At 55.4% G+C, this 21,223-nt stretch carries 20 protein-coding genes; 10 read left to right on the plus strand and 10 right to left on the minus strand.

Annotated elements, in window-relative coordinates:
* Positions 1-19 precede the first annotated feature (19 nt).
* Positions 20-811 carry a peroxiredoxin-like family protein gene (locus tag GEI7407_RS09170; protein WP_015171864.1) on the minus strand — a complete coding sequence of 264 codons (792 nt, stop codon included), beginning with the start codon at positions 809-811 and terminating at the stop codon, positions 20-22.
* Positions 812-1,099: 288 nt separating this feature from the next.
* On the opposite strand from GEI7407_RS09170, the gene GEI7407_RS09175 reads away from it, so the two are divergent.
* Positions 1,100-1,426 (plus strand): circadian clock KaiB family protein, encoded by a 327-nt coding sequence (locus GEI7407_RS09175; RefSeq protein ID WP_015171865.1) that lies wholly within the window; start codon positions 1,100-1,102, stop codon positions 1,424-1,426.
* Positions 1,427-1,550: 124 nt separating this feature from the next.
* Positions 1,551-1,928: a DUF2237 family protein gene (locus GEI7407_RS09180; protein WP_015171866.1), complete on the plus strand. Its 378-nt coding sequence runs from the start codon at positions 1,551-1,553 to the stop codon at positions 1,926-1,928.
* A gap of 9 nt (positions 1,929-1,937) precedes the next feature.
* Here GEI7407_RS09180 and GEI7407_RS09185 read toward each other — a convergent pair whose 3' ends face one another.
* A complete protein-coding gene (locus GEI7407_RS09185; RefSeq protein ID WP_015171867.1) occupies positions 1,938-2,348 on the minus strand; it encodes an EamA family transporter in 411 nt (136 codons plus the stop codon).
* Between the two features lie 309 nt (positions 2,349-2,657).
* Here GEI7407_RS09185 and GEI7407_RS09190 point away from each other — a divergent pair, with 309 nt between their 5' ends.
* Entirely contained in the window at positions 2,658-3,656 is a 999-nt protein-coding gene (locus GEI7407_RS09190; protein ID WP_015171868.1) for a glycosyltransferase, read from the plus strand.
* A gap of 285 nt (positions 3,657-3,941) precedes the next feature.
* On the opposite strand, the gene GEI7407_RS09195 is transcribed toward GEI7407_RS09190, so the two are convergent.
* The 4 genes from GEI7407_RS09195 to GEI7407_RS09210 form a co-directional block, all read right to left on the minus strand.
* The gene (locus tag GEI7407_RS09195) at positions 3,942-4,478 is read right to left on the minus strand and encodes a DUF1579 domain-containing protein (protein ID WP_015171869.1); all 537 of its coding nucleotides are present in this window, start codon (positions 4,476-4,478) and stop codon (positions 3,942-3,944) included.
* A 161-nt stretch (positions 4,479-4,639) separates the two neighbouring features.
* The gene (locus GEI7407_RS09200; RefSeq protein ID WP_015171870.1) at positions 4,640-5,050 is read right to left on the minus strand and encodes a VOC family protein; all 411 of its coding nucleotides are present in this window, start codon (positions 5,048-5,050) and stop codon (positions 4,640-4,642) included.
* Between the two features lie 57 nt (positions 5,051-5,107).
* Positions 5,108-5,923 (minus strand): SgcJ/EcaC family oxidoreductase, encoded by an 816-nt coding sequence (locus GEI7407_RS09205; protein WP_255347609.1) that lies wholly within the window; start codon positions 5,921-5,923, stop codon positions 5,108-5,110.
* A gap of 75 nt (positions 5,924-5,998) precedes the next feature.
* Positions 5,999-6,382, minus strand: a complete 384-nt coding sequence (locus GEI7407_RS09210) for a YciI family protein (protein WP_015171872.1) — start codon at positions 6,380-6,382, stop codon at positions 5,999-6,001.
* 221 nt (positions 6,383-6,603) lie between these two features.
* Here GEI7407_RS09210 and GEI7407_RS09215 point away from each other — a divergent pair, with 221 nt between their 5' ends.
* The gene (locus GEI7407_RS09215; protein WP_015171873.1) at positions 6,604-7,863 is read left to right on the plus strand and encodes an RNA polymerase sigma factor; all 1,260 of its coding nucleotides are present in this window, start codon (positions 6,604-6,606) and stop codon (positions 7,861-7,863) included.
* Positions 7,864-8,251: 388 nt separating this feature from the next.
* Here GEI7407_RS09215 and GEI7407_RS21000 read toward each other — a convergent pair whose 3' ends face one another.
* The 4 genes from GEI7407_RS21000 to GEI7407_RS09225 form a co-directional block, all read right to left on the minus strand.
* Positions 8,252-9,586: a zinc-ribbon domain-containing protein gene (locus GEI7407_RS21000; protein ID WP_015171874.1), complete on the minus strand. Its 1,335-nt coding sequence runs from the start codon at positions 9,584-9,586 to the stop codon at positions 8,252-8,254.
* 313 nt (positions 9,587-9,899) lie between these two features.
* Positions 9,900-10,181, minus strand: a complete 282-nt coding sequence (locus GEI7407_RS09220) for a WGxxGxxG family protein (protein ID WP_015171875.1) — start codon at positions 10,179-10,181, stop codon at positions 9,900-9,902.
* 617 nt (positions 10,182-10,798) lie between these two features.
* A complete protein-coding gene (locus GEI7407_RS21350; protein WP_015171876.1) occupies positions 10,799-10,942 on the minus strand; it encodes a hypothetical protein in 144 nt (47 codons plus the stop codon).
* 76 nt (positions 10,943-11,018) lie between these two features.
* Complete coding sequence (locus tag GEI7407_RS09225) at positions 11,019-11,510, minus strand: molybdenum cofactor biosynthesis protein MoaE (RefSeq protein ID WP_015171877.1); 492 nt, start codon at positions 11,508-11,510, stop codon at positions 11,019-11,021.
* 1,015 nt (positions 11,511-12,525) lie between these two features.
* Here GEI7407_RS09225 and GEI7407_RS09230 point away from each other — a divergent pair.
* The 6 genes from GEI7407_RS09230 (at position 12,526) to GEI7407_RS09255 (ending at position 20,934) form a co-directional block, all read left to right on the plus strand.
* Positions 12,526-13,683 carry a glycosyltransferase family protein gene (locus GEI7407_RS09230; protein WP_223294512.1) on the plus strand — a complete coding sequence of 386 codons (1,158 nt, stop codon included), beginning with the start codon at positions 12,526-12,528 and terminating at the stop codon, positions 13,681-13,683.
* A gap of 113 nt (positions 13,684-13,796) precedes the next feature.
* Positions 13,797-15,119 (plus strand): glycosyltransferase family 4 protein, encoded by a 1,323-nt coding sequence (locus GEI7407_RS09235; RefSeq protein ID WP_015171879.1) that lies wholly within the window; start codon positions 13,797-13,799, stop codon positions 15,117-15,119.
* A 49-nt stretch (positions 15,120-15,168) separates the two neighbouring features.
* Positions 15,169-16,362 (plus strand): glycosyltransferase family 4 protein, encoded by a 1,194-nt coding sequence (locus GEI7407_RS09240; RefSeq protein ID WP_015171880.1) that lies wholly within the window; start codon positions 15,169-15,171, stop codon positions 16,360-16,362.
* Entirely contained in the window at positions 16,356-18,191 is a 1,836-nt protein-coding gene (locus tag GEI7407_RS09245; RefSeq protein ID WP_015171881.1) for an ABC transporter ATP-binding protein, read from the plus strand. Before GEI7407_RS09240 ends, GEI7407_RS09245 begins: the two co-directional genes overlap by 7 nt.
* Before the next feature lie 37 nt (positions 18,192-18,228).
* The gene (locus GEI7407_RS09250; protein WP_015171882.1) at positions 18,229-19,254 is read left to right on the plus strand and encodes a phosphotransferase; all 1,026 of its coding nucleotides are present in this window, start codon (positions 18,229-18,231) and stop codon (positions 19,252-19,254) included.
* Positions 19,255-19,320: 66 nt separating this feature from the next.
* On the plus strand, positions 19,321-20,934 hold the full coding sequence (locus tag GEI7407_RS09255) for an iron uptake porin (protein WP_150109754.1): 1,614 nt from the start codon (positions 19,321-19,323) through the stop codon (positions 20,932-20,934).
* Positions 20,935-21,223: the final 289 nt, after the last annotated feature.

Genomic DNA, 21,223 nt, shown 5'->3' on the forward strand with positions numbered 1-21,223 from the left:
CACTAGCGCCCGCTCCGGCTCAAGCCACCGTGTCTGCGGGCGTCTGCACCGGCAAAAAGGCCAGCGGAGCGCTCATATCCGCCGCAAAGCCCAAAATTGCCCGATCGCGATGCTCGTAGATCAGCTCTCCCTGGGCATCAAACAGAAACGTCGCGCCCCGCTGAGTCAAATAGGCCGAATCTGGCACGTAGGTTTTCCAGTGGCTCAGCACCTCGGCCATATTTCGCAGCCGCAGCGTCGCCAGCTCAAAGGGCCGCTGGAAGCCTCTACCGCCCGCCCACTGAAAGAAAGATCCCTTCAGCGGCGGCAGCGGCGCGGCCTTGACCACTTCGTCGTCCCCGATCAGCTGGGGAGCCCGGCGATCGCCCCGATAGCCCCGAAGCACCTCCGCCAGCGTGCCCGGACTGCCGATCCCCGCACACATCAGCATCAGGTTGAGCCAGGCGTTTTGGCCCGTCGAGAGGCCAGGCAGCTTGAGAGAAAGGCCCGGATAGAGCTCAAGGGTCTGGTGCAGCTCCGCCGTCGGATCCACAAACAAATGCTCCGCCGGAAACCCCGTATAGCGACCAAACTGCTCCCCAGAAGCGCGATCGCCAATGCCCACCGCTCGCACTGCAACCCCCGCCGCCTTCAGGCTTTCGGCCTCCCGCTGTAGCCACCAGGCATACTCCAGACTGTCAAAATCCCCCAGCTGCGGCAGCACAATCACTAGCTGCAGCGGCGCTGATCCCGCACTCTCCAAAATCGGGGCGATCGCCCCGTCGCTCACCCGTTGTCGCTCAGTTTGCCGAAAAAACGTATAGAAATTCATCAGAATCGCTCTATTCCAAAAAGAAGCAGATTTCCTAGATTTTAGGAATCACAAGCCCATCGCTCTCTCAAAAACTGTAGCAACCTTCAAGAAATCTTTCTTTTCAGTCGAACTCCGGCAAGGTGACTAGGATCAAGGTAGGCTGGCATTTCCACACTCCCACCTTCAAAAAGAATCGGATTCACAATTGGGTTAACCGATTTCGGTGCAGCACGCCCCTCAACAAATAACCTGGCAGGTAACGAAGATGCCCACAGGATAATCACCCCCGCAAAGGATGCCCTCACTATGACCCATGACCCAGAAAACACCCTGTTGCAATCCCTTGACTCTCTAGCAGATCTCGAAATAGACACCTACATCATGCGCCTCTACGTCGCAGATCACAGCCCCAAGTCTCTGCGGGCAATTCAGCGGATTCAGGCCCTCTGCAACGATCGCCTAGAGGGGCGATACGAACTAGAAATTATCGATATCTATCAAGATCCAGAGCGACTTGAAAAAGATCAGGTTTTTGCCATTCCGACCCTGATCAAAGAGCTGCCTCTACCCATTCAGCGACTCATTGGCGACATGACCAACACCGAGAAGCTGATTGTCTGCCTCGATCTTTAAACCTTGATCTTTAAAAACTTCTCTCAAAGTCATTCCTTGAGAGAAATTAGAGAAATTGCTGTAGACTTGGGCAAAGAGTTGATTACCGTTTGGCGGGCGATCGCGCCCCCCTGAGAAGAGAGCAATGGCAGAAGCACGCAACGTCCTAGGCGGTCCCCTAGAAACCTGCTGTACCGACCCTGTGACGGGTTTCTATCGCGATGGCAAATGCAACACCGGCGCAGGAGACTTTGGAGCCCACGTGGTGTGTGCCCAGGTCACCGAGGCGTTTCTGGAATTCACGCGATCGCGCGGCAACGACCTGACCACCCCCGCCCCCGCCTTCGGCTTTCCGGGCCTCAAGCCGGGCGATCGCTGGTGTCTGTGCGCCGCCCGCTGGAAAGAAGCCCTTGACGCTGGCGCAGCGCCCCCCGTCGTGCTAGCTTCCACCCACGCTTTGGCCCTCGAATATATTTCCTTAGATGAGCTAGAGCAGCACGCAGTAGAGAGTCGCCAAGACTAGCGGCCTCCCCTAAAGCGCCACCAGCACAATCGACACCACCGCCAGGGCGATTCCAGCGACCTGACGCAGGTTAATGCTCTCATTCAGCAGAAAAACCGCCAGCAACACGCTGATCACCGGATAGAGCGCAGAGAGAGGCGCAACCAGCGTAACCGGCCCCTTAGAGACCGCCATCAAAAACATCAGCGCCCCCAAAAATCCCATCATGCCCGTCGAGAGCGCCAGCAAAATGCCGCGGGGATGAACCTGGGGCTGGAAATCCAGCGAAATCAAGACCATCAGCGCAATGATCAAGCTGCCAATCACCTCGTACACGATGGCGCTGCGGGGCGTCAGGTATTGCGTCGTCAGCTTGGGAATAAATCCCCAAAAACCCCACAAGACCAAGGTTCCAAAGGTCGGCAAGATCCAATCTTTCATAGTGAGTCAGTGGATGCGCGATCGCGTTCAGTAGCAACAGTCCGACTCCTCTGCGCTATGGGCACAGGAGTCTAGGGTCTCATTCTGACAGACTTTTCCCGGATGCAGCGGATACCCCGCATCTCTTCAGATTCTGGCGAGACACCCACAGGAAACTCTCCCAAAGGTTGTAGGCTAGAAAACTGCGGTTCCTTCTCAGAGCGCGTTGGCTATCTCAAAACAGACCCAGCAGCTCCCACCTCTCTTATTCCTAACCCAAGAGAATTGCGAAGGCGATCGAGAAACCTGGAGGCAAAAGAGCGCGATCGTATGCGGAAACTGTACTTTTTGGTGCCGGGAACCAGTGGCCCCTTTGCCTGTGGCGGCCTGTGGGCCGAGCTGAAAACGCTGCAGCTGGCTCAGCAGGTGTGCGAGGCCGCCGTGGTCACCTACCGCCAGCGCGAGGCGGGGGTTCTGTTTCTGGGCGATCTGCTCTCCGGGCAGCGGCTTGACGACGGGATTTTTGTCGTGAGCTGGGGCTTTGATGTGCCCAAGCTGGTCGCTCGGCTCAAGGGACAGCAGGTGATCTACCATGCCCACAGTGCAGGCTACGGCTTCCGGCTTCCGGCCAGCATCCCCATCGTGACCGTCAGCCGCAACACCCTCGGCTACTGGGGACAGCGATCGCCCCACTCCCTGCTCTACTACCTCCCCAACCAAATCTCCGACGAGTTTTGCAACCTCCACCAGCCCCGCGATATCGACGTCCTGGTTCAGGCGCGCAAATCCTCTACCTATCTGCTCCAGCAGCTCATCCCCGCCCTCCAAGCGGTTTGCAGCGTCCAGGTCGTCGAGAGCTATGTCGAAGATCTGCCCGGTCTTTTTAATCGGGCCAAGGTTTATCTCTACGACTCCGCAGAATATTGGGCACAGCAGGGCGTCACCGAGGGCTTTGGCCTCCAGCCCATGGAAGCCATGGCCTGCGGATGCCAAGTTTTCTCCAGCGTTAATGGCGGTCTCTCAGACTACTTTGATCCAGGATTCAATGGCCAAAAAATCGCCGGCTATGCCACCGGCTACGACGTCCAGCGCATTCTAGACGCGGTGCGATCGCCCATCCCTGACATCCCTGAAACGTTCTTTGCAGAGTACCGCACCGCCAACATCATTCAGCGCCTAGAGCACATCTTGACCGACATCAATCGTTTCTTTGACTACCAGCGCGACCACGCAGGCGACATCCCAGAGCTCACGCCTCGTCGTATCTGGAGCCTCCGGGTCCAGCAGCTCTTCAAAAAAGTCCAGAAGAAACTAGCCAAGCGCTCCTAACTACAAAAATAGGTCCCGATTAAAACAACCAACAGATGCCCCTTGATTCCATTGCTTAGCCCAACTTTGGCCAGCGATAGGTCAATGAATTTACCAAGGGTCACCTCAAGGGGGCTTAGAAATAATAGAGTGCAGTTCTTTGGGCCATCGCTTGTTGGCTTCACTCCCATCAAATCTATCTATCAGGAATCATTCTTTGAGCGAAATCAGCCTGAAATCAGTCATTACCATCCTGATGATGGGAGTGAAGCCCTTGCGCTAGTGACTAAGCCCTTTTTTTGAGCATTATTGGCGCCAATAGTGGGCAGTCATAAACTGCTGCCATTGCCCATCGTCGCCCAACATGTGGGAAGTCATCACCCGATGATGATCATCCTTGAACTCGATCACATCTTTGTATTTTGCCAACTTGTTTTCTCCAGACATCGAGGGTCCTTCATTATTCAGCGTTAGAACCGTTTCAGAAGCATCCAATTCACCCTCATAGTGGAAGAGATAAGTCATCATGGACCCGATCCAGGTGCCCACATAGCGCTGCTTCTGCGGATCATAGCCAAGGGTCATCAGGGTTGTCGCGTGCCCCGCACAGGGCATCTCGCCTTGCCCTTCTGCCAGTATCCAAAGTGCGCCCGATGAGGAGTTTTCAGCTGCTCCAAGGGAGCGCACAGTCTCAGTCCCCGTTGATTTCACGGGAGGTTGATCAGGTCCCATGAGCGCTTCGGTTTCATAGCGCCACTCACCCACGAGTTTCTGAAGCCACTGATGTTCTTTTTGAGGCTGAGCGAGCATAGAGGAGGTTTGTTCAGTTTGAATGGATTCCATTTTTGTCTCCTTGTGATGCGTGATGGAGGATTGCGATCGCTCTAAAACTGGGATCATGGGTTATTCGTTACCGGTCCTTTGTGGGTGATTGGTGAGCTGCCAATTTGTGAATAACAAATCACTCATCCCTCAGAAGCAATGACAAAAAACCCAGCATGAGCTCAAGCGGCCTGTTCACAGTTGACCATCCACGGTGTCCCAAACTGATCAACCAACATGCCAAAACGAACAGACCAAAACGTTTTGGCGATCGGCATTTGTACGTTGCCGTTTTCTGCAAGAGCATGAAAAATTCGCTCTGCCTCAGCGGGTTCAGGAACGCTGACCTGCACATAGAAACCCTGAGGTATTTCAAAATGTTCCGGAGGGCAGTCAGACCCCATCAAGAGGCGATCTTCTAATTCAAGGCAGGCGTGCATAATTTTGTCGTGCCACCCCGGAGGAACATCCTCTTCAGAGGGTGCCTCTTTGTGAGTCATCATCGTCGTGATCTTGCCGCCGAGGCATTGTTCATAGAACTTGAAGGCTGCCTCACAGTTACCATCGAACATTAGGTAAGAGTTGATTTTCATGGTCTATTCCTGTATTTCATCCAATAGACAACGTCGTGGAGTGAGAGAGGAAACTGCCTAGGCGTTGGCAGGATCGAGCGGTGCTGAAATGTGTTCATGGAGAATCTGCCAGGTACCCTGATTTTTCTGGCATATGGTGGTGACACGCATCCACATCTGCATCGCAGGATGATCTGGTTCTCCTGTGAAGTGAAATAACCAGTGGGCGGTCGCTAAGTTCTCATTCACCGTAATAGTGAGATCTTGTGTTTCCATGTCAAACGAGTCTGGCAAGCAAGGCAGCGACTCCTCCCACAACTGACGAATCGCTTGTTTACCTTTGGTTTGGAGAGGCGGTTTGACATCAAAAATCACGCTATCAGCAGCATAGAGAGACATGATTTTCTCTAGATCTTTGCTGGAAATGGCCCGTTGCTGATCGGCAATCAGTTGGCGAATCTCAGCTTCGTGGGGTGTGGAGGGATTAGTCGGGGTGGAGTGAGAGAAGGACTCTGTGAATTCGGCTGCGGCTTGCTGGACATCCTCTGGGAAATCCTCAAACTCTTGCACCTGGCGGACTTCGATCGTCTCATTGCTTGCGGCAGGACAGCGAGAAGCCCACTCAATGGCCTCCTCCTTTGAGTTCACTTGAATCATCCAGTAGCCGCCAAGCACTTCTTTTCCATTTGAGGCAGCTCCCTCGGTTATTTTTGGTTCGCTGCCGTTGAACGTTACCCGCGCTCCCATGGAGGGCGGATGCAGCCCTTCTAGGGAAATCAGGACACCAGCCTCCTGTAGAGACTCGTTGTATTTCATCATGGCCTCAACCGCCTTTGCATCCGGCATCGCTCCTGGAGCGGCATTCTCGTAACCCTTGGGAATCATGAGCAGCATAAATCGCATATAGATCTCCTTGGTTCTCGGGTTCTCGGAAGAGATTGTGGACAGTGAATCGGGGCGATCGGCAGCCTAAAGGGAAAGAGAGCGAGAAAACGCGGTCGTTTCTGGCAGGCCTGCAACTTCGATCACAGGACGGATTTCAACTGTGCCCACTCGCGCACCTGGAATCTGAGAGGCGATCGCGATCGCCTCATCGAGATCCTGAGCATTAACGAGGAAGAATCCGCCCAGCTGTTCGCGGGTTTCGGCAAATGGGCCGTCCGTTACCAGTGGTTTGCCGTCACGCACGCGGACACTCGTCGCCGTGGACACGGGATGGAGAGGAGTGGCTGCGAGATACTGTCCTTTGGCGTCGAGCTCTTGGGCGAGCTGGGTTGATTCCCCATAGCAATGCTCTCGTTCGGCTTCGCTCAGGACGTTTTCGTCGGTATAAATCAGCAGCAAATATTTCATGCGCTTGCCTCCTTTATCAGTCAGTCGAGCGGGGATTGCTCAAATCGACAGCTCGCTAAAATTTTTCAATGAGTACGATCGAGCTTTGCCTCTTTTGTAAGTCAGTCGAAGGAAAGCAGATCAGATCGACAGCTTTAGATAAATCAAATTATATAGTACAACTGTTCTGTCTTGTCGTCGACACCCAGTTCAAAAAACTTTGATGTCTTTTCGTGACAGCTATGACTTCACCCCTACAGGCAGATGTCACCCAAGCGATCGCACACACATACCGCACTGAGTGGGGAAGTATTGTCGCTATCTTGATTCGGTTAATCGGAGACTTTGAACTGGCGGAAGAGGCAGCCCAAGAGGCTTTTGCCGCCGCAGTTAACCAGTGGAAAACCAGCGGTATTCCCGATCTTCCCCGCGCCTGGATTATCCGAACCGCTCGATACAAAGCGATCGATCGCCTGCGACGACGAACGCGATTGGCCGAAAAGCTGGAGTCCTACGCGGCATCCGAGTTAGGAACGGCGAGCGAGGAACCCGCCTATGACAGTGATGAGATTCCCGACGATCGCTTGCGGTTGATCTTCACCTGTTGCCATCCTGCCCTGGCGATCGAGACTCAGGTTGCATTGACTCTACGAATGCTGGGGGGACTAGAAACTGACGAAATTGCCCGCGCGTTTCTCGTACCGACCGCCACAATGGCGCAACGCCTCGTACGCGCTAAACGAAAGATTCGCCATGCGGGCATTCCTTTTAAAGTGCCTGAAACAACTGATCTCCCCCTCCGGATAGAAGCCGTACTAGCAGTCATTTATCTCATCTTCAATGAAGGCTACGCGGCAACCAAAGGAGATTTGATGGCGCGGGCCGATCTCTGCACCGAGGCGATTCGGCTAGGGCAGCTGCTGCGACAATTGCTGGCCCCTCACCCCCCGTCTGAGGTCACGGCGCTGGTGGCGCTGATGTTGCTCCATGATTCGAGGCGAGAAGCCCGTCTAGATGCAGATGGCGATCTCATTTTGCTGGAAGACCAGGATCGAAGTCGCTGGAATCATCAACAGATTGCTGAGGCGTTACCCTTGGTCGAAGAGGCCCTGCGCGGCGGAACGGGGGTCTATGCCCTGCAAGCTGCGATCGCCGCTCTCCACTGTCAAGCGGCGATCGCCGAAGAAACAGACTGGGCGCAAATCGCGCGGCTCTATGAGGTATTGGAGCGATCGCAGCCTTCACCCATCGTGACCTTAAATCGGGCCGTGGCGATCGCGATGGCAGACCATCCTCAAGCAGCCCTAGATCTCATTGATAGGCTGACCCCAGATCTCGACAGTTACCATCTCTTTCACGCGACCCGTGCAGACCTATTGCGGCGCATCGGAGCATTCGAGGCAGCAGCCCAGAGCTATACCCAGGCTCTACAGCTGGTTACCAATGACAGTGAGCGTCGCTTCCTAGAGCGTCGACTAAACGAAGTCCAGTCCCGCAGTTAGTTCAGCTAGGCAGCTTGCAGAAGTCGGGCTTGAGTAAGCCAAATATTTGCAAGAGACCGGATTTAGAAAATAGCTTACAAGTTACTGATTGTTTACATCTTCTAGTCATGCCAGAGAGCATTATTCAAACCGATAAAATCGCACTCACCCCTGTAATGGCTTATCTCAGCTTAGCTTCGTTGAAAGTAATGAAGGCCACAAGGGACTTGATGGCACAAGCTAATCTGTGCACTTGGGTGATTTAGTTGGGGCAACTGCACTACCAAGCAAAGCGCGTCGAAGAAACAGGCTAGGCTAAAAATCGCGCGATTTCATAAGGTATTGGAGCAAGTGATTTCTTTACCGAAAAGTTCAAGCAATAAATTCAGCAGTACTTGAATGTTCAAGATTACTTCCTGCCAAAGCAGATAGGACACCATGAACCAACGTTTTTGACGTTGTCAGGCCTCGCTTCCCACTCATGACCATAAGCACATTGCCATCTAAGCTTTGTTTGAGAACTTACGTATACATTTGACAGACATTTTCCGTTACGGCTGCTTGCGATCAGCTGCATTTCCTCGATTGATCCTTTGCGACGAGCACGAGAACATTCTGGACACCAAGTGCCCTTCATAATATCTGTAGGTGCAGCAAACCACAGATGGCCTTGTTGACACTGCCATTGATACTTATGATTTACAGATTGAAAGCTTTTCGATAAGAACTTTCCCTTTCTTTCTGCGGCTATCAACGCCATTGTTTCCACAGAGTGCTTTCTATTGCTCTTTCCAATTCTTTCTGGCTTACAATCTGGGCACCATGTTCTGATTTTTACGTTAGAGGCTGTTGCTTCCCATTCATGGCCTTTGGCACAACGAAAACGATGTTTTTTGGTTGTGCCTAAATATTGTTTAGATAGACACTCACCACCTCTTTCGCGGGCAATTGCTTGCAGCTCTCTAAGCTCTGAACTAGGGAGGTAAGCACAGTCTTTATTGTGATGAATTTGCTTAAGAGTTGATGTAGGCAAAGTTTCACTTAATCTTCTGTATATCCAGGCAGCCAAATCATTTCTATCAATATAAAATGGCACTAAAATTAGCAATACGTTGTTTTGAGCGCATAATTCAATTTTTTGTCGATCATTTTCAATTCTTCTAGCAAAGGCATCCAAGGATCGACTAAAATAAGGCACCTCGTCATAGTGTTGCGATCCTTGATGCTCAAAAGCTATTTTTAAGGGCTCGCAGTAGCCATCAAGCTCCATACGATTTCCAAAGGAGTTTGTAAGCCATTTCGGCCTAATTTTTGGAAAGCTACAGCCAGTTATACTTTCAAAATAGTGACGACATAGGCGTTCTCGAACACCTAAGTTACACTCAGGGCACCAAGTTCCTTTCTTAACATCTGAAAATGCTGCCCGCCACTGATGACCATTCAAACACTTCCAAGTCATTGGGGTAGCAGCAGAAACATAGTTATCTGATAAACACTCTCCTTCTCGGCTAGATGCAATTTTTTTAGCTTGATCCAAGCCATCAGAGAGTTTCAGATGTTTGCCAGCATGGTTTTTATTCCAACATTGTCTACACCAAGAGCCAGCGAGGACTGAGCTTGGATTGGTTTCCCATTCGTGACTTTCTGAGCATTTAATTTTTATTAGTGTACGTTTATTTACATATGAACTTTTATCAAAGTATCCTCCTTTAGATTCTATAATTTCTTGTACACGATTTGCCATGATCGCTCTTCGCTCAGATGGCGTATAGGAATTAATGTGTCGGTTCACTTAGAATCCTTAGTAAAATTCTGGTTAAGAAGCAAGCAGGGCATAAGGTTTCATTCAATTTAGGGGTATCGCTCCTCAAAGGCAGCAAAAAGCTGCACAGATATATTTTGGCGAGATTAAATATCAACCCTTGCATATCTCAAGTATTTTTTAATATTTAGTTCAATGGTTTTTATAGAAACGCAACAAAAAAGAGGCTTGTTAGCCTCTTAGGTTGGTTGGAAGGTTTTACAACACAAAGTCACAGCAATAAACGCCGCTCAATCTAGTCGCGGTAGCTAGTGCCAGTGCCCGTCGTGCGGTGGACCTCAGGTTCGCGATAGCGGACATCGTCATCCCGCTTCTTGCCTGCCAGTCCTGCCAAGCCAATCAGGCCCAGCAAGCCTAACCATCCCCAGTCAAAAGCATCATTTGCTTGCACATCGGCTGAAGGAGTGGTGTCCTCAGGTGCGTTTTGGGCTGAGGCGCTCTGAGCCATTGGCAACACACCAAGGCTGATGGACAGCAAACCAATACCCATTAGCTTGGTCAGATTAGAAAGCTTCACAGTTTTTCTCCTCTCTCAGTTGAGTATTCAACTTGAACAATCTTGTCAAAATCTATTCAGTTTTGCCTTCTCTCATGAAGGAACAAATCAGGTTCTCTGACCGTTCTTTCCTCACAGTAGTCACCTGCCATTCATTCTCAATCAACCCTTAGCTAGAAACCACTAATTCTCGAAGGTATAACTAAAGAGATAGGGTGAAAATACAAAGCTTAACAAGAACAATATTCTTGACTCTTTTTTTGCTCAAAGCCTTATATTTGGTTTTATCAATACCGATAAGAGAGTATCAAAACTATTACTGAAATTCAGAAATTACTGAGTTAGGATTTAGCGTTTTTGACCTTTCACAGAGCAAACACGCACTTCTCTCACAGAGCAGCAGATACGCCGCTTGATCCATGCTGGTAGCCAAACCAAAATTGAGGCAATCTTGGCTATTTGCCGCGATCGCACACACGCCAAAGTCTCCAAGCCTCAGGTCAGAGGTCCCTGGAGAACCATGCATCGAGTGAATAAGGGCGATCGCGGCTTGCGCACCAATGGGAATCCCTGAAGGCGATCGCCTCTAACAAACGTATTCCAGACGCCCCAAAACTCCTCTAAGGGGCGATCGCGCTCTACTGAAGAAAAAAGCCGGCTAGCAGCAGCGGCAGCAGTAAGAAAGCAAAGACCACAAGGGCCAACGTACCGGGTTCAACGTTGACAATGTTGCGATCGACTTGTTGGTCTAGCTTGGATTTCTCAGTTTCGGGATCGGTCATTACTCGTCACCAGCTCGCCCTTTTTCCCCAACATCATACAGGCTCAGCCTTGGCGACAAGACTGCTACCGCTCCCTTCAGCAGCCCACCTCAGACTGCTCACACGCGCCAATGCTGACCCAGCTGCTCGAGCCGTCCTGCCAATGTTCCTTCTTCCAGATCGGCGCGTTGTGCTTGAGCGTGTCAATGGCATACTTGCAGGCCGCAAACGCCTCGCCCCGGTGGGGGCAGCCCACCGCCACCAAAACGCTCACCTCTCCAATGGAGAGCTTGCCCGTGCGGTGGTGAATGACCACGTGGGTCACCTGGGACCAGAACTGGCGGATCTCCGCAGCGATTTGCTGAAACACCGCGATCGCCATCGGCTCGTAGGCCTGATATTCCAGGGCGACCACCGGCTTACCGTCCGTTTGGTTGCGCACCATCCCGCTCATCACCACGATCGCGCCGTTCGCCTGATCGTCCGCTAGGCGATACACCTCCTCGAGGGACAGGGGCGCAAAAGTCATTCGGAAGTCGTCCGCTGGATGGGTTGCGCGCAGCACGGCAGCAGTAGGCGTTTGGGTCATTGGGAAATGAGGTAAGAAGGCCAGAGAACAAAGAACACAGAAAAGACGAGCCCCAGAGGCTGAGCAAGCTGAGCAACAAAACTCGGGCGATCGCACGTCTCCCGCTTCTACTATATCTCCCCAACAGCCTAGTACCGCGCGGCCTTACCCACCCTCTTTTTCAGGCAGATTCCCGCAGTCTTTGGCCTTCGGAGAAACTCAACACCAGCAGCCATACCCTAGCTTCTTATATTTTTCAAGATTGTTCGTTTCTAGGAATAAGAATTTATCAACTCTTGATCACATTCAATACCCAAACCGATTGGATATATCAATTAATAGATTAAAACACAACCAATCATGAATTATCAATTGTTGACTTTCTAAAGCTTTAATTAAAATTTCAAAAAATTAAAACTTGAACTACTGCCTAGAATCCTTGTAAAACTGAGCTTTTGGAGTTTTACAATCTCGCCTAGACGAACAACTCTTCAATTTTGTTCCAGTGCATTAAATGTTTTTCTAGATTAGAAATTTAAAGTCATTTTCCTGGGTAGACGGGATCAAAGAAATACGTTAATCTCTTCTTAAACACGAGAGAAGCAAGGAAAAATTGACAAAAAACTTTCGACACAAAACCTTCAAAGCAAGGGGTTACTAACAGCAAGCCAACATTTTTAGTTTATTTCCCAAGATTGAGACAGACAGCAGCAAACTCTGCAAAAAGGTAGATGTTGAACCGTGCTGTCTGTGAACCAGTCCAATGATTTATGCGGCCACAGCAGCGTCCTGTCAGCCCGCCAGACGGCATCTCCCATCGGTTCCTTTTGCCTTCTCTAGCCGCGATCGCTCATTTTCCCACTTTGTTATCTATTTCGAGGTTCCGATGAACAAACTTTTGCCCCCTGTTTGTTGTGACGCTCCGCAACCTCTCTCCAGCCCGCCGCTCCGGCTAGGTGCTTCCTCACCACGCTCCACGCAAAACAGCCCCTCCCCCGCCCGACGCTGGCGGATCGCCCTGTACTCCCACGACACCATGGGCCTAGGGCACAAGCGACGCAATCTGCTGATCGCCCAGACCTTGGGAGACTCCGATCTCCAGGCTGATATTTTGATGATCAGCGGCATGCGGGACGCCAGCAGCCTGCCCACACCCCCCGGCGTAGACTGCCTCACCCTTCCTGCGCTCTACAAGCACACCGACGGCCAGTATCAATCCCGCCGTCTCGAGATTTCCCTAGCAGAAATTATTAGCCTGCGATCGCAGGTGATCTGTAGCGCTCTCCAGGCGTTTCAGCCCGATATCTTCATCGTTGACAATGTGCCTCGGGGCGCTGTGCGAGAGCTCGATTTGGCCCTCGAATGGCTGCATTTGCACAGCCACACTCGCTGCATTCTGGGGCTGCGCGACATCCTTGACGCTCCCAGCACCATCCAGCGAGATTGGCAGCGGGACGCCAACGAAGAAGCCATTCGCACCTACTACGATGAGGTTTGGGTGTACGGCGACGCCCAAGTCTATGACATCACCGCCGCCTACGGCTTCCCAGCGGATGTCACGGCCAAAGTTCACCATTTGGGATATCTCGATCAGCGGCATCGCCTCCAGCACGCCCGCCCCCGAGATTACGATCTGCTCCACAGTTTGCAGCTGCCGCCCGGCGAGCTGGTTCTGTGCACCGTTGGGGGCGGCCAAGACGGCGCGAATCTGGCTCTGGCTTTTGCTCAGGCGCAGCTTCCACCCAACACCAACGGCATCATTGTGACTGGTCCCTTCATGCCAGCGGAGGCACGCCAAAAAATCTCTCTCTACGGACAGAGCAATCCCCGCCTGCGGGTGCTGGACTATGTGGAGGAACCGACGCTGCTGCTAGATCAGGCCGATCGCGTGATTGCCATGGGCGGCTACAACACGGTTTGCGAAATTCTCTCCTTTGAGAAGCAGGCGCTCATCGTGCCCAGGGTGCAGCCCCGCCAGGAGCAGCTCATTCGGGCTGAGCGCCTGACAGAAATGGGGCTCATCAGCATGCTGCATCCGGATCGGGTAACGCCCGAGGCGATCGCCCAGTGGCTCCAGCAGCCCAGAGAGACGCCGAAAGGCCGCGATCGCCTGAATCTCCAGGGCTTGCAGGCTTTACCCCAGCGCATTCTTCAGATCTTGGCAAAGCATCACCCTGCCCAAGAAGTCTCTTAATTTCATCCCCCGATCTTTTGCCCAAGCCTCTTGTTGACCAACGGCGTCGGAAACGGCTTCCTTCCTGAGTTCCGGCGCTTTGGGTCTGTCCTTTTGAACCTTTGAAGTGATTCATGAGCCGCGTATCTACTCTCTCTCCGCGAATTGGCTATGTCCTCAAGCGCTATCCTCGATACTCTGAAACCTTTGTGGTTCAGGAGATCTTGGCCCATGAGGCGGCTGGCTTAGATATTGAGATATTCGCGCTGCGTCCCCCGTCGGATACCCATTTTCAGGACATCATTGCCCAGGTGCGCGCCCCCGTCACCTATCTGCGCAAACCCACCCAGGGGCGCGTCAGCCCTTGCCTCACCAGCGATGCGCCCACCGCAGCGAGCTATTTTTGGGCAGAGCTGCAAGAGGCCAGTCAGCTCATTCCCCAGTTCTGGCAAAAGCTGGCCGCCGCCGAAGGAGAGAGAGCCAGTACCGTCTATCAGGCGGCTTGGCTCGCGCGGGAAATCATTCGCAAAGAGATCTCTCATCTCCACGCCCACTTTGGCACCGTGGCCACCAGCGTGGCCCGTCTAGCCGCTCACTTCACCGGCATTCCCTACACCTTCACAGCCCACGCCAAAGATATCTTTCACGACAGCATCGACCCCGCCGATCTCACCCGCAAGCTCCAAGATGCCGCCGCCGTGATCACCGTCAGCGACTATAACGTGGCCTATCTGCGCGATCGCTACGGTGAGGCCGCCGCCAAGGTCGAGCGCATCTACAACGGCCTGCCCCTCGAGCGCCTGCCCTACCAGTCTCCCGAAGCGCGATCGCCCCGCATTCTCTCTGTCTGTCGCCTGGTGGAGAAAAAGGGAGTTTCAGTCTTGATCGAGGCCTGCGATCGCCTGCGGCAGCGCGGCCTTCCCTTCTCTTGCGAGATCATCGGCTCCGGCCCCCTCGAAGCGGCTCTCCAGTCCCAGATCACCACCCTGGGTCTGACGCCCTGGGTGAAAATTCTCGGTCCCCGGCCCCAGGGCGAAGTCTTTCAGCACCTCCAGCAGGCCGCCGTGTTCGCCGCGCCCTACATCATCGGCCAGGACGGTAACCGCGACGGCCTGCCGACGGTCTTGCTGGAGGCCATGGCCCTGGGAACGCCCTGCGTGGCCACCGATGTGACCGGCATTCCGGAGGTGGTCCAGCCGGAGATCACGGGGCTGCTGGTGCCCCAGGGAGACGCCGCCGCCCTCGCCACCGCCCTCGAGCGCTTGCTCCAGGACGCCCCTCTGCGCACTGCTTTGGCCGCCCGAGCCCGCGAAAATCTAGAAGCTCAGTTTGACATTCATCGCAATGCGGCCCAGCTGCGATCGCGCTTTGGGCTATCGGGAGCGTCCCCTGCTGCTAGCGAGTCCACCGACCTACTAAACGACGCACCCTCTCCCAGCACTGTCAGCGTCTCATGAAACAAATTTGAGACTCACATCAAGACTTATCTAAGAAGAAATTGCGATCATGCGAATTGCCTATGTATGCGCTGACCCCGGCGTACCTGTCTTTGGTCAAAAGGGCTGCTCCATTCACGTTCAGGAAATTCTGCGGGCCTTTTTGCATCAAGGGGCTGAGGTAATGCTGTTTGCGACGCGGCTGGGGGGATCGGCTCCTCCCGATTTGGCAGATATTCCCCTCTGCCGTCTGCCGTCCATCCCCCGGGGCGATCGCGCCACGCGCGAAGAAATCGCCCTCTCCATCAATCCCGATCTCACCCTCGAACTGAGTCTCGCCGGTCCCTTTGACCTGGTGTATGAGCGCTATTCCCTATGGAGCTACGGCGCGATGACCTACGCCCAGGCAGCGGGAATTCCCGGTCTGCTGGAGGTGAATGCGCCGCTGATCGAGGAGCAGGCCGAGCACCGGGGTCTGGTCCACCGCCAGGAGGCCGAACAGGTGGCGGAGCGGGCCTTTGGGAGCGCGACGGCCCTGATCGCCGTCTCAGCGGAGGTGAAGCGCTACCTCCAGGAGCGGACCGGGGGCGATCGCCCGATCCACGTGGTGCCCAACGGCGTCAATCCCCAGCGCTTTGCCCAGACGCTCCAGCCGCCCGCGCCCCAGACCAGCGGGGCTTTCACCGTCGGGTTTGTGGGCACCCTCAAGCCCTGGCACGGTCTTCCCCACCTGATTGATGCGTTTGAAACCCTGATTGCGCGGGTGCCGGAGGCGCGGCTGCTGCTGGTGGGCGACGGGCCAGAGGGAGAGACGCTCAAGGGCGATATTCGCGATCGCGGCCTCGCCGAGGCGGTGGAGTTTACCGGGGCGGTGGCGCCGGAGGCGGTGCCGGGCCTGCTGGCTGCCATGGACGTGGCGATCGCGCCCTATCCCGCAGGCGATCGGTTCTACTTCTCGCCGCTCAAGGTCTATGAATACATGGCCGCTGGTCTGCCGGTGGTGGCCAGTCGCCTAGGCCAGATCGAGGAGCTGATCGAGTCAGGGGTCAATGGTGTGCTCTGTCCGCCGGGGAATTCGGTGGCCCTGGCCGAGACGCTCGAGCACCTGTGGCGATCGCCCGATTTGCGTCAGCGCCTGGGTCAGGCTGCCCGCCGCACCGTGATCCAGCGCCACACCTGGGACGCCGTCGCCCAGCGAATTTTGGCCCTGGCCCAGAGTCAACCAGCGGTTTCGAGCCTCGCCTCAGGAGGCAAGCAATGGTAACCTCTGCATCCGTTCGTCAGGCGGTCCCCGGCCTTGGGCGCGTGGTGCACCGCTTCTGGCCCTACATCCGCGCCGAGAAGGGCTGGCTGTGGCTGTCGGCGATCGCCCTAGGGGCCGACGTCGGGCTGCGAGTCCTGGAGCCCTGGCCCCTCAAGCTTGTCTTCGACTACGTTTTGATCCCGGCCCAGGGCGGCGACTCCCCGAGGTTGCCAGGCTTTGAGGCTCTAGATCCGGTGGTTCTGCTCACCTTTTCGGCCCTCAGCGTCGTCGGGATCACGGGTCTGCGGGCGATCGCCTCCTACTGGAGCACCGTCAGCCTCGCCATCATCGGCAGCCGGGTGATGACCACCGTGCGCAACCAGCTTTACCAGCACCTCCAGAGCCTGTCCCTGCGATACCACACCCGCGCCCGCAGCGGCGACCTGATCGTCCGGGTCAGCAGTGACGCCAGCCGCCTCCAGGAAATCTTGATCACCGCCGCCCTGCCCCTGGTGGTCAGCCTTTTGACGCTGCTGGGGATGGTTGTGGTGATGTTTTGGCTCGATGCCAATCTCACCCTGCTGTCCCTGGTGACTTTTCCCTTTTTCTGGCTAGCCGCAACCCGCCTGAGCGATCGCATTCGCCAGTCTTCGCTCCAGCAGCGCAAGCGCGAGGGAGCCGTGGCCGCCACCGCTGCCGAGGCGATCGCCGCCATCAAGCTCGTCCAGGCCCTCTCCCTCGAAGACGCCTTCGCCGACACCTTCTCTCAGCAAAATCGCCGCAGCCTCGAAGAAAGCGTCGAGACCAAGCGCCTCGCCGCCCACCTCGAGCGCACGGTGGATGTGGTGATCGCCATCGGCACGGCTCTGGTCCTGTGGCACAGCGCCCGGCTCGTCCTGCGGGACGCCCTCAGCCCCGGAGACGTGATCGTCTTTCTCACCTATCTCAAAAACGCCTTTAAACCCGTCCAGAATTTCGCGAAATACACTGGCCGCCTCGCCAAAGCCGCCGCCTCCGGCGAACGTATTCTCAATCTGCTCGACGAGGAGCCCGACGTCTACAATCTCCCCGGCGCCCAGCCAGCCCAGCCCTTCCACGGAGCCATCACCCTCGATCAGGTCCGCTTCGCCTACGAGCCGGGCCACGACATCCTCAAAGGCATTAGCCTTCACGTCGAGCCCGGTCAGCAAGTCGCCCTGGTGGGAGCCTCGGGCAGCGGCAAATCAACCCTGATGAGCCTGCTTCTGCGCCTGTATGACCCCACTGCCGGATCCATTCGCATCGATGGAAGAGACCTGAGGGACTATACCCTCGACAGTCTGCGGCCCCAGATCAGCGTGGTGCTGCAAGATAGTTTGCTCTTTGCCGCCACAATCCGCGAAAACATCGCCTACGGCATTCCCCAGGTGAGCGAGGAGGAGATCATCGCCGCCGCCCAGTTGGCCAACGCCCACTCCTTTATTCAGGCGCTCCCCGAAGGCTATGACACGCCCGTGGGAGAGCGCGGCACCACGCTCTCAGGCGGCCAGCGCCAGCGCATCGCCATTGCGCGGGCCGCCATCCGCAACACGCCGATTTTGATTTTGGATGAGCCGACCACGGGCCTGGATCAGGCCAATGAGCAGGCTGTGATGGAGGCGCTGCGACGCATTTCTCGCGATCGCACGACTTTCTTGATTACCCACGATCTCCACACCGCCACCCGCGCTGACGTGATTGTCTATCTGGAAGGAGGAGAGATCTTGGAGCAGGGCACCCACGCAGAACTCATGGCCCGCAACGGTCACTACGCCACGCTCTACCAAATGCAGTCTGCGGTCCGCCGCGATCGCACCTCAGCTCCCTCTTAGGATTCCAGCGCCCTCAGTTCAGCTATTGGAGGCTCTAGTGACGCTTTCTCTCAGTCCCCCCAATCTCGATCCAGCCATCCCCTTTTTGGCCGATGCCCTGGATCCAGCGATCGCCCAAGCGCAGATTCAGCAGCAGATCCCGGCCCTCGCAGACCACCGAGTCACCGCCGCGCGCCTCGTGCGCCACAAGGTCGGGAGACGCTGCCTGATCGAGTATCACTTAGAACTTTCTACCTCGCGATCTGGAAACGTCACCTCACCCAAAACTCTCGCCATTTTGGGAAAAATTCGCGCCAAAGGCCTCGATCGCAAAAGCTATACGCTGCAACAGGCCCTTTGGCAGCAGGGCTTCGATGACCAGAGTCCCGACGGCCTGTCGGTCCCAGAGCCTCTCGGCATAATTCCACCGTGGGAAATGTGGCTCCAGCGCAAGGTTCCCGGCGTTTCGGCAACTCAGGTGTTGCCCACCGCCGAGGGAGCCTGGGCTGCGCCCCCCATCGCCGCGATCGCCCACAAGCTGCACCAAACCGGCATTCTGTCCCAGCGACGTCATACCCTAGCCGATGAGCTGGCGATCCTAGCGCAGCGCCTCACCCAGGTGAGCCGAGACTTTCCTCAATGGGCGAGACGCTTAGACAGGATCTATGCCCAGTGCGCAGCCCTGAGTCAGTCTCTCCGAGAAGGCAAAACCTGCGGCATTCATCGAGATTTCTACAGCGATCAGGTGCTGGTGAGCGGCGATCGCCTCTATCTGCTGGATCTAGATCTCTACTGTGAGGGATCCCCTGCCCTGGATATCGGCAACTTCATTGCCCATCTCACCGAGCAGGGGCTGCGCACCCTCGGCGATCCGGATGCCTTTCTCGCGCGAGAAACCGCCATCACAGCGTCATTTTGTCGTCTCACCAGCCCCGATCTGGCCGAGGCGATCGCCGTTTACAAGACGCTTACCCTCGTGCGTCATATCTCCCTCAGCACCCAGATTCCCGGACGCCAACACACCACCGAGGCCCTGCTGCACCTCTGTGAACAGCGCCTCCAAGCCAGTCTTGTCAGTCGCTAAACATTTGCCTGATTTTCTCTCTTTTTGCCATCTCTTTCCTTTGTTCGTTTGTCCCCTCACGATTGGTTGATTTTTAGAACCGTGAAGCGTGCCGCGATCGCCCTAAGTTTTTTGGGCTGTCTATCTCCCTCCCTCCTGCCCCAAACCGTCCTGGCCCAAGAACCGAGCCTTTCTCCAGAAGCCGATCGCCTTGCCTCGATGGACTCGTGGCCGCCCATTCCTCAGCCGGACCCAGCCCTCTTTCGCCCCCGCGATCGCTGGCAGAGTGTCCACCAGCTAGACGCGATCGCCCCCAGCAGCTGGGAGTTTCAGGCGTTTGGGGAGCTGGCGGAGCGTCACGGCTGCTTTGCCGGTCTGCCAGCGGACGCCTACGCAGGCGACGCGCCCCTGTCCCGAAGCGCCTTTGCGGTGGGGCTGAGCTATTGTCTCGCCCGCATCGAGCAGCAGATCCAGAATGGGGCCACGCTCACCACCGATGAGCTCGCGGCTCTGGAGAGACTTCAGGCGACATTTGCGGCAGAGCTCGCGGGTCTGGGGCAGCCAGTCTCTAACTTGGAAGCGCGCGCTGCCACTCTGGAGCGCCAGACTTTTTCGTCTACGGCCGAGCTGGAGGGTCAGGCGATCTTTGGGCTGGGGGGCATCTGGGGGCGATCGCGGGCTGATGACGGCGATCGCGCCATTCCCAGAAATCTCTTTTTGGGCGATCGGGTTGAGCTGACCCTAGAGGCCAGCTTCTCTGGCTCCGATGAGTTAGAGATCACGCTTCAGGGCCGCAGCGTTCCAGAGCTCGACGCGGTCACCGGCACCCCCATGGGCAATTTGGGCTTTGATGGCGCTGATGACAATGAGGTCACCCTCGACGAGTTGGGCTATGAGTTTCCCGTGGGCGATCGCACCACGATCAGCCTGGGAGCGGTCGGCACCGGCGTTGGCGATCTGCTCCCCACGATCAACCCCGATTTCAGCGGCAGCGAGGACGGCTCTATCTCTACCTTTGGCCGCGAAAATCCGATTCGGCGGCAGGGCGAAGGGGCCGGGCTGGGCATTACCCATCGCCTCAGCGAAGCTGCCACGCTGTCTCTGGGCTACGTCGCCAGCGACCCCAGCACACCCGAAACTGGCCTGACCCAGAGCCCCTACAGCGCGATCGCCCAGCTCACGCTCCAGCCCAGTGAGGCGGTGAGCCTCGCCCTGAGCTACCTTCACACCTACAACAATGTCTCTACAGGCACCGGCAGCAATCTGGCCAATCAGCCCTTTGGGGAGGACGCCGACGATCTGATCGGTGACTCCCTGGGGGGAGAGATCGCCTGGAACATCAGCCCCCAGACAACCCTAGGGGCGCGTCTGGGCTGGACACGGGCGATCGCCTCTGATCTGCCAGATGAGCCCAGCGCCGATCTCTTCACGTGGGCATTGATGGCAGCGGTGCGGGACATTGGTCAGGAGGGAGATCTGGCAGGGTTGCTGGTTGGTCAACCGCCTAAGGTCATCCGCAACAGTCTGGGGGACGACGCGACAGACCCCGGAACTTCGCTACACATTGAGGCGTTCTACCGCTTTCCCGTGGGCGATCGCCTCTCGCTTACCCCCGGCTTTTTCCTGATCACCCAGCCTGACCACAACGCCGACAATAAGCCTCTCTATATTGGCGTTCTGCGAGGTACTTTTACCTTTTAATGGGTTAGATCTTCTTTTAATTGATTAGATCTTAATTAATTCAACTGCTGCTCATATTTCTGTTGAACCCATTGATCTACTTAACTCAACTAGCTCAATGGGTTCAGTCGATTAGAGCCGCAGATAAGGGAAGCGTTGAGTAAGTCTTTCAGGTGATCAGAGCGTTTATTCCCAAGGTTCTCTATATCTTTCAAAATTAGAGGCGATCGCCCTCTGATATGTCAGAAAGCGATCGCCCTTCCAGATCTCTCTTAAAACTCTCTTTTAGAGAGATCTCTCAAGCAGCCAA

This window comes from Geitlerinema sp. PCC 7407, from assembly GCF_000317045.1.
Lineage (GTDB): Bacteria > Cyanobacteriota > Cyanobacteriia > PCC-7407 > PCC-7407 > PCC-7407.